Annotated in this window: 21 protein-coding genes and 2 tRNA genes; 6 read left to right on the plus strand and 17 right to left on the minus strand. The window is 33.2% G+C overall.

Annotated features, from left to right (window positions below):
• Positions 1-439 precede the first annotated feature (439 nt).
• Complete coding sequence (locus DHMRE_RS01085; protein ID WP_322632546.1) at positions 440-967, minus strand: type I restriction enzyme HsdR N-terminal domain-containing protein; 528 nt, start codon at positions 965-967, stop codon at positions 440-442.
• Between the two features lie 109 nt (positions 968-1,076).
• Positions 1,077-1,376: a hypothetical protein gene (locus DHMRE_RS01090; protein WP_322632547.1), complete on the minus strand. Its 300-nt coding sequence runs from the start codon at positions 1,374-1,376 to the stop codon at positions 1,077-1,079.
• A 473-nt stretch (positions 1,377-1,849) separates the two neighbouring features.
• Here DHMRE_RS01090 and DHMRE_RS01095 point away from each other — a divergent pair, with 473 nt between their 5' ends.
• Positions 1,850-2,776: an IS1595 family transposase gene (locus tag DHMRE_RS01095; RefSeq protein ID WP_195909738.1), complete on the plus strand. Its 927-nt coding sequence runs from the start codon at positions 1,850-1,852 to the stop codon at positions 2,774-2,776.
• Between the two features lie 280 nt (positions 2,777-3,056).
• Here the strand turns inward: DHMRE_RS01095 and DHMRE_RS01100 are convergent, their stop codons facing one another.
• On the minus strand, positions 3,057-3,365 hold the full coding sequence (locus DHMRE_RS01100) for a hypothetical protein (protein ID WP_195909737.1): 309 nt from the start codon (positions 3,363-3,365) through the stop codon (positions 3,057-3,059).
• 148 nt (positions 3,366-3,513) lie between these two features.
• On the opposite strand from DHMRE_RS01100, the gene DHMRE_RS01105 reads away from it, so the two are divergent.
• On the plus strand, positions 3,514-3,681 hold the full coding sequence (locus tag DHMRE_RS01105) for a hypothetical protein (protein ID WP_195909736.1): 168 nt from the start codon (positions 3,514-3,516) through the stop codon (positions 3,679-3,681).
• Between the two features lie 79 nt (positions 3,682-3,760).
• Here the strand turns inward: DHMRE_RS01105 and truB are convergent, their stop codons facing one another.
• The gene (gene truB / locus DHMRE_RS01110; RefSeq protein WP_322632548.1) at positions 3,761-4,450 is read right to left on the minus strand and encodes a tRNA pseudouridine(55) synthase TruB; all 690 of its coding nucleotides are present in this window, start codon (positions 4,448-4,450) and stop codon (positions 3,761-3,763) included.
• Between the two features lie 49 nt (positions 4,451-4,499).
• Between truB and DHMRE_RS01115 the strand changes: the two genes are divergently transcribed.
• The gene (locus DHMRE_RS01115; protein ID WP_322632549.1) at positions 4,500-5,420 is read left to right on the plus strand and encodes a hypothetical protein; all 921 of its coding nucleotides are present in this window, start codon (positions 4,500-4,502) and stop codon (positions 5,418-5,420) included.
• 27 nt (positions 5,421-5,447) lie between these two features.
• On the opposite strand, the gene DHMRE_RS01120 is transcribed toward DHMRE_RS01115, so the two are convergent.
• The 13 genes from DHMRE_RS01120 to DHMRE_RS01180 all read right to left on the minus strand — a co-directional run bounded on the left by DHMRE_RS01120 (position 5,448) and on the right by DHMRE_RS01180 (position 15,865).
• Complete coding sequence (locus DHMRE_RS01120) at positions 5,448-6,713, minus strand: hypothetical protein (RefSeq protein WP_322632550.1); 1,266 nt, start codon at positions 6,711-6,713, stop codon at positions 5,448-5,450.
• A gap of 42 nt (positions 6,714-6,755) precedes the next feature.
• The gene (locus tag DHMRE_RS01125) at positions 6,756-7,163 is read right to left on the minus strand and encodes a ribosomal protein uS13 (RefSeq protein WP_322632551.1); all 408 of its coding nucleotides are present in this window, start codon (positions 7,161-7,163) and stop codon (positions 6,756-6,758) included.
• Between the two features lie 19 nt (positions 7,164-7,182).
• Positions 7,183-7,308 (minus strand): 50S ribosomal protein L36, encoded by a 126-nt coding sequence (gene rpmJ / locus DHMRE_RS01130; RefSeq protein ID WP_322632552.1) that lies wholly within the window; start codon positions 7,306-7,308, stop codon positions 7,183-7,185.
• A 217-nt stretch (positions 7,309-7,525) separates the two neighbouring features.
• The gene (locus tag DHMRE_RS01135; RefSeq protein WP_322632553.1) at positions 7,526-7,831 is read right to left on the minus strand and encodes a type II toxin-antitoxin system PemK/MazF family toxin; all 306 of its coding nucleotides are present in this window, start codon (positions 7,829-7,831) and stop codon (positions 7,526-7,528) included.
• A gap of 1 nt (position 7,832) precedes the next feature.
• Positions 7,833-8,075, minus strand: coding sequence for a hypothetical protein (locus DHMRE_RS01140; RefSeq protein WP_322632554.1), 243 nt, complete (start codon positions 8,073-8,075; stop codon positions 7,833-7,835).
• A 56-nt stretch (positions 8,076-8,131) separates the two neighbouring features.
• Complete coding sequence (locus tag DHMRE_RS01145; protein WP_322632555.1) at positions 8,132-8,497, minus strand: NUDIX hydrolase; 366 nt, start codon at positions 8,495-8,497, stop codon at positions 8,132-8,134.
• Positions 8,498-8,499: 2 nt separating this feature from the next.
• Positions 8,500-8,967 (minus strand): hypothetical protein, encoded by a 468-nt coding sequence (locus tag DHMRE_RS01150; RefSeq protein ID WP_322632556.1) that lies wholly within the window; start codon positions 8,965-8,967, stop codon positions 8,500-8,502.
• A 71-nt stretch (positions 8,968-9,038) separates the two neighbouring features.
• Positions 9,039-10,037 carry a hypothetical protein gene (locus DHMRE_RS01155; RefSeq protein WP_322632557.1) on the minus strand — a complete coding sequence of 333 codons (999 nt, stop codon included), beginning with the start codon at positions 10,035-10,037 and terminating at the stop codon, positions 9,039-9,041.
• A gap of 345 nt (positions 10,038-10,382) precedes the next feature.
• Positions 10,383-11,504 carry a hypothetical protein gene (locus DHMRE_RS01160; protein WP_322632558.1) on the minus strand — a complete coding sequence of 374 codons (1,122 nt, stop codon included), beginning with the start codon at positions 11,502-11,504 and terminating at the stop codon, positions 10,383-10,385.
• 34 nt (positions 11,505-11,538) lie between these two features.
• Positions 11,539-12,291, minus strand: coding sequence for a hypothetical protein (locus DHMRE_RS01165; RefSeq protein ID WP_322632559.1), 753 nt, complete (start codon positions 12,289-12,291; stop codon positions 11,539-11,541).
• 2 nt (positions 12,292-12,293) lie between these two features.
• Complete coding sequence (locus DHMRE_RS01170; RefSeq protein ID WP_322632560.1) at positions 12,294-13,445, minus strand: DUF2130 domain-containing protein; 1,152 nt, start codon at positions 13,443-13,445, stop codon at positions 12,294-12,296.
• 99 nt (positions 13,446-13,544) lie between these two features.
• Positions 13,545-15,419 carry a hypothetical protein gene (locus DHMRE_RS01175; RefSeq protein ID WP_322632561.1) on the minus strand — a complete coding sequence of 625 codons (1,875 nt, stop codon included), beginning with the start codon at positions 15,417-15,419 and terminating at the stop codon, positions 13,545-13,547.
• 56 nt (positions 15,420-15,475) lie between these two features.
• A complete protein-coding gene (locus DHMRE_RS01180) occupies positions 15,476-15,865 on the minus strand; it encodes an uS8 family ribosomal protein (RefSeq protein WP_322632562.1) in 390 nt (129 codons plus the stop codon).
• A gap of 101 nt (positions 15,866-15,966) precedes the next feature.
• Between DHMRE_RS01180 and uvrB the strand changes: the two genes are divergently transcribed.
• From uvrB to DHMRE_RS01195, 3 genes are all read left to right on the plus strand, one after another.
• A complete protein-coding gene (gene uvrB / locus DHMRE_RS01185) occupies positions 15,967-17,943 on the plus strand; it encodes an excinuclease ABC subunit UvrB (RefSeq protein WP_322632563.1) in 1,977 nt (658 codons plus the stop codon).
• Between the two features lie 109 nt (positions 17,944-18,052).
• A tRNA-Arg gene (locus tag DHMRE_RS01190) sits at positions 18,053-18,128 on the plus strand.
• Positions 18,129-18,214: 86 nt separating this feature from the next.
• A tRNA-Arg gene (locus DHMRE_RS01195) sits at positions 18,215-18,291 on the plus strand.
• The last annotated feature ends 32 nt before the right edge of the window (positions 18,292-18,323 follow it).

Genomic DNA, 18,323 nt, shown 5'->3' on the forward strand with positions numbered 1-18,323 from the left:
AGCATCTACAACAATAACTAAAGAATCTGACATCCAAAAAAAGTATGTTAGTTGTTGTGAAATACTATTCTTGCTTAGTGCTTATAGTGAAGTAATAAAAAAAAGAACTGAGATTGAACAAATCTCATTCGCTACATTCACTTATAGTTTTCTAATGGCTTTGCGACAAGATGATAGTTTATGTGCGAGGTGCACCAAGTTTTATCTCACTTTAAAAGAAAAAGTTAATAATTTAGGAAAAAAAAGAAAGACAAAAAAAGAATCCTAGAATAGGTTACTGACATTTAATTTGCATAATGCTATATTTAACTCTCTACTTCCAAATCGGGCCGAATTTTGAGTGAACCCGTCTCGAAGGATACGAAAAAAAATGAGATGCATTTAACCTCCTCATCTTTTTAAGAAACCGCAACAAATGATAACCCACCAAAAGAACATTTTAAGGAAATTCCCGAATTGATAGGCTTCCGTCGTTGTTCCTGAATAATAAGCGACTATTTTGGGTTCCGTCAAAATAAACTCCATATTTAGCATTAACTATTTGCATAGCCGGTATTAATTGATGGCGAATGGCTGAATTTTTATTTTCTTTGGAGTAATTTTTTTTCACTTCGGCGACACAGATAAATTTCTTTTGTTCTTTGATTACTAAATCAACTCGCAGCGTATTGTGTCCTTTGTGTCCGATTGGTATTGCGTATTCAACAAGAAACTGATGTTTAGGATAACCTTTTTGTAAAAGATATTTAATCAATCTAATTCTTTGGTATTCTTCTGTGTAATTTCCCCTTCTGTCATATTTTCGGACTCGTAGAGGGCCACGAATGGGACAGATTAAGAAACTTTCTGATTGCTCTTTTTTCTCAACTTCTTCTCAATTTACAAAAAAAACGAGAAGTAAAAAAAATAATATTATTAATACAACAATTAACAGTCAATTTTCTCGAAAAATACCTTTTCAATCCATATTAAGTGTTTTTAACTGGCTAGCATAAACTCGTTTTCTAATTAGTGAAACCTTAATTTTCCGTTTTATTTAATTTCCATGATGTTTTTGCTGACTTAATTCTGCTATTCTATTTTTTTTGCGCCTTTTTGGTTATTCGGTCAATTTTTCGATCCTGACGATATTGATAGAGAAGAAATAAAATTGCTGATACTGCTATAACTATTAAAGAGATTATTAAAATCGTGCTAACTTGCTGTCAATTTTTATCTCTTTGGGTTTTAATTTCCTCTTTTTGCTGCTGAAAACACTGTGGGCAAAGATAATAGATAAACCAATTTCTTGGTCCATAGGAATAACGATAACCACGATAATTACTGCCTTCCTCAATGAGATTTTTACACTTTTGACAATAATGCTTTTGCGTCATATTATAGTATTTTTACCAAGTAAGCAAAAAAATTTCACCTTTTCCTACCCCAATTTATATTATAACTTCTTAAGAAAAAACTTTATTTAAAAAACATGCTGTCGCGACAAAAAACTTACAAAATACATAGATAAAAATATAAAACTTTTGCCGTAAGGCTTAAAAAATAATTCAACTATTCAAAATTTTTACTGTATACTCAAAAGACGAAAAATAACAAAAGAATAGAAATAAACAATAAAAGAAAGGATAGTCAGCGACGAGAAAGCAACCGAGGCTTTTTTAATGAAAGGTAAAGAAAGTAAACAGAAAATACCAAAAGAGACAATATTATTAGTGAATAATCAAAAAAGAAGTTAATTCAATAACGATCTGACATTAATAAATTTAGGCAACTATATATAATTTTACACCAAAATCAAAAACAGGAGTTTTATAAAGAACTTTTATATTTTATAAATAAAATATAATATATGTCATTGAACCTTAAAAGCCTATTTGATTTCCTAAAATCTAATCCCTCCGAGCAAGATTGTATTGGTTATTTTGAAAAACGGAGATGAAAAGACAAAGTAATCTCCCCTTTTGACCCCAATTCCAAAGTCTATAAATGTGCTAATAATCGCTATAAGTGTAAGAATACAGGCAAATATTTCACTGTTAAAACTGGTTCAATATTTAGAAACTCCAATATATCTTTACAGAAATGATTTTTAGCCTTGTATTTGCTCTCTACTGATAAAAAAGGTATTTCATCTTGCGAATTAGCAAAAAAGTTAAATATTACTCAAAAATCAGCATGGTTCGTATTACATCGTCTACGCTATATCTCTAACTTACCTGAATTTAAAGTTATGTTAGGAAACAGTGTAGAAATAGACGAAACCTTTATAGGAGGGAAAAACAAAAATAGGCACAGAGATAAAAAGGCTCCTCATTGCCAAGGTCGCAATTGAAAAGATAAGATACCAGTATTAGGAATTATTGAGAGAGATGGCAATTTAATCACTCAAACTATCCCTAACACTAAACAAGAAACAGTTAACCCCATAATTAGAGCTAATGTTAAAGAGGGTTCTAATGTTTATACGGATGAATGATATAGGCATGGTGATTTATACAAAAATTTCAATCATCAAATAGTAAATCACAGCATTAAGCAATATGTCAATGGTAATGCTTCTACTAATGCTATTGAGAATGCATGGTCTCATTTAAAAAGAACCATCATTGGCACTTATCACCAAGTAAGCAAAAAACACTTACAAAGATATCTTAACGAGTTTACTTTAAGGTTTAATACAAGAAAGCACAGCGAACAAGAAAGGTTTGATTTAGTGCTTTTATCAAGTGTAGGTAAAAGTTTAAGTTATAAAGAATTGTGTAAAATAAGTATATAGTTGTCTATTTTCCTACCCTACCTATTTAGACCCAGTTTAGTCAGGGATTTGGAATCTTCCTCATAGTTGGCTGGGCTGGATAGTCTGGGTAGCAAAGTAGATAACTATGAAACAGGTTCCCATAATTACTGCTAGTCTAAAAATTTTAAGAAAAAGAGGGGGATTTTTTTCGCTTATTTTTATGGAATTAACTTTTGAGCGAGGGTAGCCACTGGTGGATTTAGTTTAAGAACCGACCCAAATGTTTTTTTGTGATTGCCCTCGCTGAAAAATTAACCCCTTATAGAAGTTTTAATATCAATTTCAAATTGCTATTTTTGCTCTCTCTCTCTCTCTCTCTCTCTCTCTCTGTATCACCCTTATCACTACTAATAAACATGCTTGCTATACAAGCGAAAAAGAAAGATATTAATAAACCAACTCCTAATATAGCTCACATTCCACCTTTGCTTTTATTTTTACTTAATCTAACCACACTATATATCCAATAACCAAAAATAAGAATTCAAAAAGCATAAAACACTCAAACAGCAACACCACCAGGAAACATCCCTGATATAAATAATGAGGCAAACAAATCTATTATCATAATATATTATATTTTAGCATTTTTTACAATTTTAATACTATTTACTAGGTGATTTTATAGATAAATAATTTACAATTATTGATTATAATGAAATCTAATCAGTAAATGATTAATCTTAAAATTGTAAGTAATCCATAAAACTATTTATATGACAAAGAAATTAATTCACTGTCCGAAATGTGGTAAAGGTTCTTTTATTAGTCTAAACGAAAAAGAGGAAAAAAGAAAAGTCAGAAAAAAAGACTTTGATAAAATGGTAGAGGCTATGTTTAAAATTCCTCCACCTAAAAATTGAAAAGAAAGAGAGAAAAGATAATTAGTGTAAAATTCTATATAATTACCTAATTTTTTATATCTCCGTCTAACCTAAATGCTTTATTTCGTCCATTTTTAGTCTACGACAAAATATTTTCATCTATTTTTCACAAAATTATTTTCTCGGCTTTTACTTCTGCTAATTTTAGAGCCTGGTTAATATGAAAATTACCGGAACTAATTCTCCTCAATTGGCTTACAGTGGCAATGGTTCCCAATTTTTCGGCTATATCCTTGACTAAACTACGAATATAAGTGCCTTTGCTACATTTGACTACTAATTTTATTTTTTCTTCAACTGGTGAATAATTTAGCAATTTTATTTTTTTGATTTTTACTAGACGAAGAGGGATTTCAACAGGGATATTTTGGCGGGCATATTGATATAATTTTTTGCCTCTGATTTTAATAGCCGAATAGCGTGGGGGCTGTTGGTGGTATTCATAATTGTTGAAGTGGTTAAGGGTATGCTGTATTTGCTTGACAAAAAACAGACGAGGTTTTTCCCGGTTGACGATTTTGCCCGTTATATCACCAGTATCAGTCTCACAAAACAATTTCATTTCTACTTCGTAGGTTTTGGATTGGCTAATTAATTGATTGCTTAATTTGGTGGATTTACCAAGCATAATTATTAGCAGACCAGTTGCCAAAGGGTCTAGAGTTCCCGCATGCCCCACTTTTTTAATGTTTAATTTCTTGCGAATGATTTCAATAACCTTATGGGAGGTGATTCCGGAGGGTTTGTCAATCAAAAGAAAGCCGTCCATATTGAAATTTATTTAAATAAAAATCGCATAAAATTAATTAATCAAAAGCATGGTCTACAGACAAAAAGGTAAGAAGGGATGAACCAGCAAACTCATTTTGGCTTCCTTGTTAATGATAAACATTTTTTTGCTGGCTTCGCTGGTTTTACACTGGTACACTGCTCGGGGAATGAAAGATAATTTCAATGATTTTTCCCAGCAAATAAAAAAAGAATTAAAAAATTTTTCTCAAATAGTTAACCAAGCCGAAGAAGAATTACAAAATATCCAAAAAGAAATCAAAGGATTAACCAAAACTATTGAGGAATTAAACGCGATTGAAAGGGAATTAAAAAATATCGCCACTAGTTTGGCCAAATTGAACAAAACTGGGGAGGAGTTAAAAGAGACCGGAGAAAATATTAAGGGGAGTTTAGACGATTTGGGAGAAATAAAAGAAAAGATTGCTGAATTGGCTAAATTAGAAATTCCTTTATCAGAATTAGAAAAGACTGTCGGCCAAGAAGGGGGAAAGATTGCTAAAGAATTAAAAGAAAAAATTGGTGGTCTTATTTACAACCTTAACGAACTCAAAAAAATTATCTGCCCCACCTGTTTTAATTGAAATTTTAAAATTAATTCCTTTACGTTAAGCAATAACATTATCGAAGAAAGAAAATGAAAAAGAATCTTTGCTGACGAAAAGTTGGTTATTTCCGGAAAAATAGTCACGGTTAAGTATTCGCAACCACAATCATGATCATTATTTGGAAATGGCACATTTGATAGAGAAGAAAAGGATCCTAAAAAAGATGTTACTTTTAACAAAAAGGAGGAAATAGGAAATTGAAAAGACAAAGAAGAACCCAAAAGTGATGGTGAAGAAAGAGAAGAATTTATTTTACAAGCGACTTACTGCAAAGATTGTGAACGAAAATTAGACTTAAACAATTTTAGTATTAAAGAATTAAGAACGATTTGAGAGGATTAAGAAATCGCTAATTAATTGACTTTTTATTTATTTTTTTATTAAAGGCTGAAAATGGCCGCCGCTGTTATAAACAACTCATTCTTCGGAATATTTATCAGGTAGCGAATCAAAATACGAACTAGGAAGGAATTCGCCGCCAAAACCAGTACTAAAGTTAGGGAACCAATAATAATACATTTCGGTTCAGGTTTGTTTGTCTTTTCCTTCACCTTTCTCGCGACCCATTCTGGATACCGCCATTAATGGTCTTTTTAAAATCGGGGCTAAAAATTTGATAGTATCGCTGTTTAGTCAGGCCCCATTTTTAAGAATTAATTCATCTTTTATTATCCTTTTTGCTTCGGCTATTTGTTTTTCTTCGGTGTCGTCATGTTGGCTTTGGAAATATATGTCAGCATGCTCCAACATTTCTAAACATATCGCCACTCTTAAACGTAAAGTTAAATCCACACTACTTTCACCCGTCAAAAGTACTGAAAAAGAGTGCAAAAAACAATTGCCGTCTCCGGCTGCTGGTATTTGAACGTAATCTTTATATTTGACGGCTAAGTTTTTTTGATCCGCCGAGGTCAGGCTCTCCAAATCTGATACCTTACCGTAATCGGATTTGTCTCTTAAATCTACTCCGGCCAGATTTATGCCTTTTAACGGATCATAATTTTTGTCTTGTATTCATTTTTTCACTTCTTGTAAAGTTTTTGGATTACTATTAAGAAAGTTTTGGATTTCTCCTAATTTTATTTCTCATTCTGACCTTGGAGTCGGTGTTGGAGTCCTTGAAGGTCCTGGTGTTTGTCCTGGTGTTTGTCCTGGTGTTTGTCCTGGTGTTTGTCCTGGTGTTTGTCCTGGTGTTTGTCCTGGTGTTTGTCCTGGTGTTTGTCCTGGTGTTTGTCCTGGTGTTTGTCCTGGTGACTCTTTCAATTTACTAATAACTACTTTCACATTTCCCTCTCGTATTTGTAATTCCTCGGAAGTAGTGGCCTCATTAATATAATCCTTTCAATCGGTTTTGTCAGCCGTGAGATAATTGCTGTTTTTTAATTCTGTTAATAAATCTTCCTCTCTAATACTATCTGCACTCAATGCCAATTTAAAAAAATTAATCTTTTGGGCTTTGGTTTGGAGTAAATTGGAATTATCGGCGGGAGAATCATTTTTCTCCGGAATTCGCCCCGAGGAATTTTTTTGATTTTTATTTGCTAGCAAAACAGCGGATAATATTGCGGCAAGTACTAAAAAAAATGAGATGATGGAGGCTAAAAGTATTTTTTTTTGGCGACGGGCTAATTTCATAAATGTTATTGGGATTTACGTAGTTAATTACACTAACTAAAATTATTTTGGGGTTGGGGCCTTTTTCTTATTAGCCACAGTCCTTCTTTCATGCCCTTTAGCCGTACGAGAGTTACTTCTAGTGCGCTGACCATGGACTGGCAAAGGATTAGGTTTGCGAGAACGTCTTAATCCTTGATAAGTACCCAGACTAATTTGTTCGCTAATATTTTTTTGAACTTGTTCCTTTAATTCTCCCTCAGTAGGGATTTCTTTTACTTTCTGACTAATTTGGTTAACTTGTTCAGGAGTTAAATCCCTAACCTTAACTAACGGATTAATATTTAACTCGGTCAAAATTCGTCGAGAAGGGGAAGTTGGACCAAATTTTTTCCCGAAGCCGTGAATATGACTCAAGGCCACCCAAACATTTTTATTTTCTGGCAATTCTTTATTTGCAATACGTACCATATATTAATTATAGTTTTTATTAACCTTGTCTTTGATTATGTTTACGATCCTTTTTGCAGTAAATATAACGGCGCCCCCCTCTTATGATTACTTGACAACCTCCTTTGCCTTCACACATTTTTTTGATGGAACTACGGACTTTCATAATATATTATTTTTAAATTAAATTTTTAGACATGACGAGACGAGACAGGTTATATATTGCTATTTGTTTTTAAAGAAAATTTTACAACTTGCTCAATTTTAAATGTTTTTGAACTATCATCTGAACTCTCCTTTTTATTAAACTTTCTAAATGTAAAACAAAAACCAACTTCTCCTCAATTTCGTTCATTTCTTTTTCGTTAATTGTCCTAATTTCTTTACAAATCGTTCAATAGTAATTGCTCGCACTTGCTCGCATTTGGCTTTGCCTGGAATTCCGCGGAAAAAAGTAGCCACTTGAAAGGGATAAATTTTTTTACCTTGCTAGATAATGACACAATAACTATCACATTCTTTTTGGCGTTTTGCTGATTATTAGAAACCACTACGGCCAAACGCATGTTATCCTCGTTTCCTTTTTGTTCGTAGCCTTGGGCGTCGTCTATTTCTACCCGATAAACTTCACCTCGGCAGGGATTTATTTCAGCAATTCTACCGGCTAACTGCTTTTTTGAAATATCCATCTTACTTATCTCAATTGTCCTTTTCTACTTCTTTTCAGGCCTTTATTTCTGCCTGCTCCTCAGGGTCATTGGCCCATTCCTCATAAGCAGCGGCTAATTGTTGCTCGCTTTGAGCGAAAACTAATTCAGTTAAAATTTTGGCCAATTGGCTTTCTTTGATTTTGTTTTCCCGCAAGCGATTTTGTAATTCAGAGAGGAATATTTTGTTAGGAACTTCTTTTATTTGAATATTGGGGCTTTTCATAATATGTTATTTTACAAAATTTTAATAATAAAGTCAACTTTTCCCTCCTAGTCAATTTAAAATTCGATGGCATAAAAAAGCCTGTTGACCGCAAATTCATAATCTATTTGCTTAAATTTAATGTCTGCGATCTTCTCTAATTCCTTGTTTTTTACCTCCCCGGAGTATCTATTGACCTTGACAAGATAACCTATGCAACTCTGATTTTTTCCAGAAAAAACTTTTTCGGCCACTATTTCTAAATCCTCAATTACTAAATTAGTTTCCTCAAATGCCTCTCTTTTAGCAGCCTCTAAAGGTGCTTCATTCGGTTCTATTTTCCCACCCGGAAAAACCCAACAATTCCATTTTTTTTCAAAAATTACCAACAACTCCCCTTTTTCATTTTGAATAATTACCCGCACGAAATTTTTAACAGACATTTTTAATATAATTTTGTTTGTTGTTCTATAACTATACCATTTACCAGAGCAGCATATTTGCTAACATAAATATATTTTCGTGGAGGAGATATATTATATCTACTTTTTAATTCTTTAATGCCGATTGGTTTATTAAATTTATATAAATGTTTAATCTTATAGGCAAATTTGCTTTGATTTATGCCTTGGCCTTGATTAAATTCTTTGTTACCAATACCATCTTTGGGTATTTGGTTAGGATACTCTACGGCCGGATCAATTTCAGCGATGTAAAGTAATTGAGAAACGGGCTGATTAACATAAAATCACATTCTTTTGGTTTCTGGGTGAAGTTTGTATCTTCTAAAATCATAGGTTTTTTCTTTACTTACCACGGGCAAAACTCATTTTTCATCAAAACTAAGGATAATGTCAGATTTACCACTTACTACATATTCAACTCCTCGATTTTCAGTATTTAACCTTTCCATTTTTTTGTTCGTTGATTTTACCACAAAAATCAATACTTTTTTAGCAAATTATTCTTTTGTAATTATTATTGTTATAACTTTTTTCTTTTTTTGGGTTCTATCTCTGGTAATTTATGCAGCACCTTTTGTAAAGATTTATGGTGAACCTTGATTTTGCTAATTTCTAACGAATTATCGGTTATCTCTTTCACTTTTCAAAATATCATTTGGATAGAGCCAGCAATTAGACCAACGTCCACAAATTCGGTCGTTTCTCAATTGGTCCCTCGGATGGCTACAAAAATAAAACAAAAAAGAACACTGAGTCCCGGAATAATTAAATTAGGCAAATAAGAAAGAGTTTTTTTTTTTAGAGAAAAGCGGCTTTTTTGCAAATTAGAATCAATTAATTTTTCGACTTTTTGTGGCTCAGAGGGATTTTCTAAATATTTTTCTGCGGCTTGGTTTTCTTGTTGGCGAAAATTATCCTGCTGCCGGTTAATTTTTTTTTGAATTTGATAAACAAAAAAACTCAAAAAGGCCAAAATTAACGACACAATTATAACAAAGGAGACAGCAAAGTCGCTGTCTCTGAAACTGGCTAAAAAAATGAGAATTAAACTAGTATTGACAATTGCCGAGTATATTCTGTGAGGGACAAGGACAAAAAGGGGAGCAAACAATTCGGTTTCCCCTCAAAAATTACTCAATATTTCTTGATGGTTGAGGTGGGCTTTTGACGGGTTTTTAGCACTGCGCCTAATTAGCAACTTTCGCAAATGAGCCCGACATAATTCGAGAGTGTAATTTTTTAAATAATCACAAATCAGATTAGTCAACAAGCTGCCGATAAAAAAACAGAAAAGAGCATAGAAAAGCAAACCACTTCGGGTCCTAATAGCAACAGTTTTGAAAAAAAAAGAGATAGGAAATTTTGTGCTTTCATGACCCCATCTTTTCAGGCTAAAAACCGATTGATAATAAAAAAAGGAAGAAACAAAAGTAAAAAAATATCAGATAATTAATTCCGACCGGAGTTTTTTTAGTAATCAGGAGTAGAGGGAAAATCTTTTCTGAAGAGAGACGGGCATAAAATTATTTTAAAGAAATGGATTAACTTTTCAGTGCCGGACTTCCAGGCAGACTAGCCTATGCTGCCACCAGGCTGATCCGCCATTCAAAAATTAATTTTTCGCACTTCTTCGGGTCTAAAAACAATTCTAGTCATACTACTATATAACATAATTACTAATCTGCACTAAATATCAATTCCTCTATTAATCATGAATTTTTTAACTTTTGGTTTCCATTGATAATTGAGTCAATGGCTTTTCTTATTTCTCAATAACAATAAAAGAATAAAACATAATAAATAAAAACTAGCAGCAATTCCCAAGACAATGATTCAATTTAATTTGCTATTATTTTTTTCAGTATTAGTTAGTCGTTTTGGTTTTTGTTTTCGTAATTTGGCTAATTCTTTTTCTTTTTCTAATTACTACCAAAGCAATTATTATCAACATTACTGCTAACAACGAAACAGGAACAACCACTTTTCAAGGAAATTTTTCCAGTGAATTATTTTTCTGCTGTTTATAGTTATCTAATTTAGATAATAAGGACCGAACCTCACTTTTTTTGCTTTCATAGAATACATTATCAGCATTAATAAATTCTATCATTTGCATTTTAAGTTTTTCTATCCTTTCTTTTTTACCTGATTTTAAGGCTATTTCTACTTCATTTCTAAAAAAATTAACTTTTTTCTCGGCTCCTTGCCGACTAATGGATTGTTTAATTTTAATTTCTTTTTCCACTATCTCTTCACCTTGAATTTCTCCATTTTTTAATTTTTCTCAATCTCTTTTTGTCTCATCATCTAACTCGTCTTCTCTAATATCGTTTTTTGCCATTGTCTCCTTAATTCCTGGAATAGCAACATTCCGACGATATTTGTTAGGGTCTTCCAAAGCAGACCGTTTTTTTTGAGTTTGAATTTCCTCTTTCTTTTCTTCGTAAGCTCTGGTATCGGATGCTTCATCATTTTCTTTTATTTTCTCATTTAACTCCTCGCCAGTTTTATTTTTCATATCATTTACATTCTCATTTACTTTTTGACTAGTCTGTTTTTCTCTTCGTTTACTTCCAATGGCCGATAACATTTTTTTTACCAAATCATTAATAATTTCCTCCTTATCCAAATTATTTATTTTTTCATTTCAGCCTTGAAATTCAGAACTTAACTCGCTTTCTTTTACGGCAGGTTCTAGGTTTAGAGCAGCAGTGATGGTTTGAATAGCATTTTTTTTAGTCTGAGCAAGCCCATCTTCACTAGGAGGAGAACCGTCACTTTGAGAGCTTTTTTTTTGAGGATAAATTTCTTCAAGTTTGTTTTTAAGAAATTCATATTTAATGAATTTCCGTTGGCTGTCTATGTGGTCTTCATTTACAAGCCCACTTTTTATTAACGACAAGAAAAGCATCTTTTTTTCATCTTTACTGCTGCCAGGAATATACTGGTTAACTAATGTTCACAAATCTTGGTCTTCGTCTGCCAACTTTGCTTCGAAATAATCATAAACGCTAATAGGTTTAGGTGTGTGTGTGTGTGTTTTGTTCTGGCATTTGTCCTGAATTCCCAGTTGTTTCCGTTTGTGGTGTATCTCCGGTCTCTCCCGTTTCCGTTGCGTGTGTTTCTGTGGTTGGCTCTGGTTTTTTTGGAGGCGGTGTTGTTTCTTCTTCCTCCGTAAATGCTTCTCCTATTTTACCAAATTCTCTTATTCCCAAACCTTTGGAACTCATTCAGACTTTTTCCCAATCAACTCCTTCAACAACGCAATGTGTTTTATTATTAAACTCTTGGTATTTTTTATCTCTTTCTTCACGATTTGGAAATAAAATTGTAATTTCATTAATAGTAGGAAAAACCCACTCTTCTCCTGTTGTTTCTATTGCCATTCCCGCCGTTCATCCTTCAAAAGTAAGATAATTATCAAGAGAAGAAGGATATTTACATGATTTATAAGAAAAAGATATGTCTTTCTTTCCTTTTAATTCATCAATAGAAACATCATCTCCGAATGAAAGGGCATTATAAACTTTTCCGGATTGAGTTCATTCTTCGATTTCTATTTGTTCTTCCGGAATAGAAAAAATGTAAATGTTTGAACCACGTAAATTTTTGATTTCTTGCTCCTTATTTTTTCCAATTTTTATATATTTAGAACTTTTAAGTTCATTCTTCTTATATAAAAATTTATTATTAACTTGGTAAACATTTTTTTGAGCATCTTTTTCGGGATGTCTCCACGCGTGGCTCTGAAAAATAAAGTATTTTTTTGACATAATTAGTTTAAATATTTTTTTAACTCCTCATTAATATTAACCATGGCTAATCGGTAAATTTCCTCTTTAAATTTTTTTATTTTATTGGCTTTGTCAATAATCGCATTAACTGCACTTTCTTGGTTTTCTAATTGTTTTTGTAGGTCAATTATATATTTAGGCAACTTACTGTTGGCCCACTCCTCAATTTTTTTCAATTTTTGTTCTTGGTCGGTTGAATTATCATTTCTTGTGAGGTTATATTTGGTAATTAATAATTCCCGGATGGCCTTTATTACTGAGGATAGATTAACATTGTCGCCGCTGATGTAAATTTTTTTGTGGGGGTCGATAGTTTTGGCTGACCGAATGATTTTGTCCCCTTCACAGGTAGCCACAATGAAACCATAATCGGCCTGATGAGATACCATGTCCCTCTCCAATTTGTCAACTCAACCATTGTCCCATTTTTCAGCGTTTTTGGTTTCGTAAACAATCCGACCAACCACCTTTTTTGGTTCACTGGCGGTTAAGACCTCTTGGAGAAAATCGGCTCTTTTGCCAGCACCAATCTGCCCTTTACTTATATCGGTAATTCTATCCTGACCGTCAAAAACTTTCAATAATTCCTCATAGAACCATTTTTCCAGGTCTTGTCCTTTGCCTTGTCCTTTTTGTCTTAATACTAAATTTTGAATTTGTTCTTTTTTTTCGGTCAACTGTTTTTGTAATTCTTGGTTTTGATTTTGTAAACTTTCAATAGTTTTTCAGTGCTTATCCGCAATTTCTTTTTTTTCTTCCTCCAACTTCTTAACTCGAATGGAATTTTCTATATGGGCGGGAGATTGAAGATAAATTATTTCTTTTTGGTTGTGTTCAATGGTCTCTCTTAATTTTTTGACTTCTGGAAAATTTTCATAAATTTTTTGTTCTTCTAGTTCTTTAGTTATTGCTGCTCGGTGACGATATCATTGAGGAATAATTTGTTCTTCCAAGACTTTTCGCACCATTTCATTAATGTAATGAAAAGCCTGTTGTTCTTTGCCAAAATCCTCGTCCTTGATATGTTTCTGACAATGCGGGCAGGGAAAAGTGAACCGACTTAATTTTTCTCTTATTGCTCGCCTAATTTCCTCTTGGAGAAGTTCATTAGTTTTTTGTTGTATTATTTCCATAATTATATTTTTTAATTAATTTGTAGGCTCGGATGCGAAATTTGATTTGCCTGTCGCTATTCTTTAAACATAGTAATTTTCAAACTTCTGTATGTAATCTTATCTATTTTTCTTTCTCGCTTTTCTATTTCTAACCACTACTAACGCCGCCCCAACTAAAACTACTAGCAAAAAAATTGGAACCACCACTTTCCAAGGAAAATCCTGTTTGGACGGTGAACCCGCATTTTGACTAGAATAATTTTCTAAATCTTTAATCATTTTTTCGATATCAGATTCTCTGGCCGAAACAACATTTTTTTCATAAACATTCGTACTTTTCAAAAAATCCAATAAATCATTTTTGGCTTTATCTATTTCGGTTTTTTGACCTGATTTTAAGGCTACTTGAGCCTGGTTTAATAATTTAGTCAAACTTTTTTCGGCTCCGGTTGAACCAACAAATTGCGTTAATTTTTGGTTAATTTCGTCAACTTGCGTAGTGTTTATATTTTCCCCACTTTTTAACTTATTTCATTCCTCTTTTAACTCAACGCTCAATTCACTTTCGTCAATTTCTCATTTTTCCATTTTCCTGGTTAGAACATTAATTACTTTTTGGCGATATAATTCGGGGTTTTCTTGGGCCAATTTTTCGTTCAATTTTTTTATTTCCTCCTCTTTCTTTTTGTAGGCCTCGCTGCCTTCATTTTCCTCCATTTTTTCTAATTCTTTTTCCAAATCTTCGCCGCTTTTGTTTTGAGCATTTTTAATTTCTTCATTTAATTTACTTTCTTTTTCTTTGTTTTGCCTTTTACTCCTAATATTGGCTAAAACCTTATCTCGGAAATTATTAATCTCGTCTATTTTTGAAAAAGAGTTTATTTTTGCTTCTCAATTGGCGTAATCAGAGCCTAATTCGCTACTTAATATTTTCGGTTCTTGGTTTAGAGTCTCGTTTATTTTCTGAATGGCATCAGTTTTAGTCTGTTCGTGATTGTCAGGAGTATTATTTTGTTTTGGTTCTTGTTGTTCTGGCTCGACCACTCTATCCCCAAAAGCAATTTTGAAAAATCCTTCCAGAGCCGTTAAGTCAATTTGGCGGTCAGAAGTTAGATAACTTTCGTTAGCAACATTCAAAAATTCGGTTTCCATAACCTTGTATTTGTTAATTAAACTTTTTAACTGGCTATTTCCATCTTTTCCATTCCAAGCCTTCTGAAAAATTTCGGTCGGAGTAGGGGGCAGATTGTTATTGTTGTTTGAATTAGAATCATTATTATTGTTATGAGACGAAGTATTATTATTTGTTTCGTTTGTTTCCTCCTCGCCTAAAATAGCCTTATCAAAAGCATTATCGTCCAAATACAGGTAGGCATTAGAATAATTTGCTTTAAAAACGGCTCTTGCTGCGATAATTCCTTGTAAAGTAATTTTCTTTTCTTGATTATTCTTTCATTGTTTTATCAATTCTCACACTTCACGAGCCTTTTCCCCCTCAATCACCAAAGTTTTTCCACCTTGATAATCAGTAAAAGTAAAATTGGCCTGGGTTTTGATTTTTAACTTTAATTCTTTTTTGTATTCATCTCATTCTCCTAAAGTGTTTTCTCTGCTATTAAAATCTCATTTTTTTTCAATTTCATCAATGACTAATGTTGATTGTTGAAAAGTAATTGGTTTAAAATAACTATCATGTTTTCGTGTTTTGTCAAAATTAATTTCTACTACATTAAACATTCCTAACTCCTTTTTCGTTTGGGAAATGTCACTATCATCCATTTCAAAACAATATTTTTTGCGAGTATTAAAATATTGTTGAAAAAAAAGAATATCATCATGATGAGCAATAATCCTAATACGATTTATTTTATCGACATTTTGTTTATTTTCATCTATTTCGCGGACATTCATAGTTAACTCGTATTCGCTACCATACACTATACTGGGAGCACCACCCACAATCGAGTCATAAGAAAATTGTAATTTAGCCATGTGAATATTTATTGACGTCTCGTATATTGTAATTTAACACTTCCCGCACCATTCGACTAACTAATAAAAAAAATAATCTTGCCTCCCTGATTTTTGGCTAGGGCTTCGCGGTGGGTTAAGAGACCAAACGGAGTAGAAATAAAATAAAAACCCCGACCGCGGCAATTTTTTTTTAATTCTGCCACTTGCCAATGGATATGTTGAGAAGGCTTGGAAATCTTTTTTATCTGGTGGATACGGCTATTTTGATTAGCATATTTAATATCTACTTTGATATTTCGGTTTTTATCGTCGTATCAGCACTGTGAAAGAAAATTATTTCCTACCAACTTTTTACATATTTGTCATTTAAAAACGGAATAAGGAAAAATAACTGTTTTATAACCCCGCATGTTTGCGTTACGAATGGAGGTTAGCATATTAGCCACTGGGTCGGATAAATTCATATTGTTTTCTATAAATTAATTTTATATATCATATACATTATGCAAAATTTTAAACTGAAACTGGATTTTTATCTTTTTTTAAAACTTCATTATAATTTTCTATGTTCCGTCTTACCACTAATTTTCAACCCTGCGGAGACCAACCGGAAGCGATTAAGAAAATCGTTGCTGGCATTAACCAAGGACAAAAAGAACAAGTATTATTAGGAGCCACCGGCACCGGCAAGACTTTCACCATGGCAAATATTATCCAACAAACCCAAAAATCCACCCTAATTTTGGCCCATAACAAAACCCTCGCCATGCAAATTTATCAAGAAATGCAAGGATTTTTTCCCCACAACAAGGTCGAATATTATGTTTCTTACTTCGATTATTACCAACCCGAAGCCTACAAGCCAGCAAGTGATATTTATATTGGCAAAAAGGTTCAGCGTAATGCCAGTATTGCCAAGATGAGAATGAAAACCCTAAATGCTTTAATTACTGACAAGCAGGTAATTGTGGTAGCGTCCGTAGCCGCCATTTATGGTTGTTTTAATCCTACTTCTTATCGAAAAGTTGTCGTTCATTTAGAAAAAGGACAGCCAATAAAAATTAATTGAATTAGAGAAAAATTGCTCCATTTAGGATACAAGGAGGAGAAAAAGATTAATCCTGGCCATTGTCAAATAGAAACCGAGAAAATTACTTTTATGTTGAGTTGGGAAGAAAATCATTATTTTCAGATAGAAATCAGGGAGGGAAAAATCCAAAACTTTAACAAAAGAAATAAGACCACTGGTGAAAAAATGGACGAATTGGCAGAAATATCCATTCCTCCCAGTCAGGATTATGTGGGTGAGGAAGGTGAAGAACTGACCGAAATTTTGGCAGAAATTGAGAAAGAATTGACCACTCAAAAAGAGCATTTTTACCAAGAAGGAAAATTTTTACCAGCCGAAAGGTTGGAAAAAAGAGTTCAGGAGGACCTACTTAATTTGCGGGAGATGGGATTTTGCCCCGGCATTGAAAATTATGCGCGTTATTTTGACGGCCGAAAAGAAGGTGAAACCCCCTTTGTTCTATTAGATTATTTTCCGGACGATTTTTTGACTATTATTGACGAATCTCATATCACTATTCCTCAAGTCAAGGCTATGTATAATACGGACCGATGCCGCAAAGAGACCTTAGTAAAATATGGTTTTCGTTTGCCTTCGGCTCTGGATAATCGTCCTTTGAACCAAGAGGAATTTTTTGCCAAAATTAATTATGTTCTTTATGTTTCGGCCACTCCTGGCAATTTCGAATTAGCCAAAGTAAATTATCAACCAGTCGAACAAATTATCCGTCCGACCGGCTTGCTGGACCCCCAGATAGAAGTAAGAACCACTCGCAATCAAATTGCTGATATCATGGAAGAAATCCAAACCAAAAGCCGTTGTGGCGAAAAAGTTCTTATTTACGCCTTAACCATTGCCATGTCCGAAGATATTGCTAATTACTTACAAGAAAGAGAAATTCGGGTGGTATATTTACACAGCAGATTAGAAATTTTTGAGCGTTATCAAACTATTACTAGTTTACGACGGGGAGTTTATGACGTAATTGTAGGGATTAATCTCCTCAAAGAAGGAATAGATTTGCCGGAAGTTTCCTTGGTCTGTATTTTGGACGCTGATAAACCTGGGTTTTTACGAGATACTCGCTCGCTGATTCAAATAATTGGTCGGGCTTCCCGCAATAGTAATGGCAGAGTGATTTTATATGCTGATAAAATTACGGAAAATATGCTTGGTGCCATTGAGGAAACTAATCGCCGACGGCAAATCCAACAGGCATATAACCTATGGAACAATATCACCCCCCAAACAGTAGAAAAACCGGTTAAAGATATTGTTCTGGACCCGTTAATAGCCCTTTTAGTAGAAAAAGCCCAAAGAGGAGAAATGAAGACTAAAGAGTTAACCAAATTAGTGAAAGACCTCCGGCGGCAAATGAAAAAATTCACTCGAGAGTTCAAATTCGACCAGGCGATTGCCTTTCGCAACGCTCTTTTAGATTTAGAAAAATATGATAAAAATGTTTTTGAATAGACAAAAATATTAAAAATTAGATAGCGACAATTTTGCTGGAGGCTAAAAAATTGAGTCGATTGCTACATAAAACACTGAAAAAGTTTGAAAAAAATAATTATAGCACTTTGCGCTCGTGGCTCAGCGGATAGAGTATCTGACTTCGGATCAGAGGGTCGGGGGTTCAAATCCTCCCGAGCGCGCCAAAATAAACTGTTTTTTAAGTAAAAAAGGATATGAAAAATTAAATCTCTGATTTGATTTTCTTGGAAAAGGAAAATTAAATTAACAAGCCCACGTAGCTCAGTGGATTAGAGCAAACGCCTTCTAAGCGTTTGGTCAGGAGTTCGATTCTCTTCGTGGGCGCCAGTAGTTATCAAAATTATTTTATATGAAAAAAA

Origin of the sequence: endosymbiont DhMRE of Dentiscutata heterogama, from assembly GCF_002888635.2 — a bacterium.
Taxonomy (GTDB): Bacteria; Bacillota_I; Bacilli_A; order Mycoplasmatales; family CGIF01; genus CGIF01.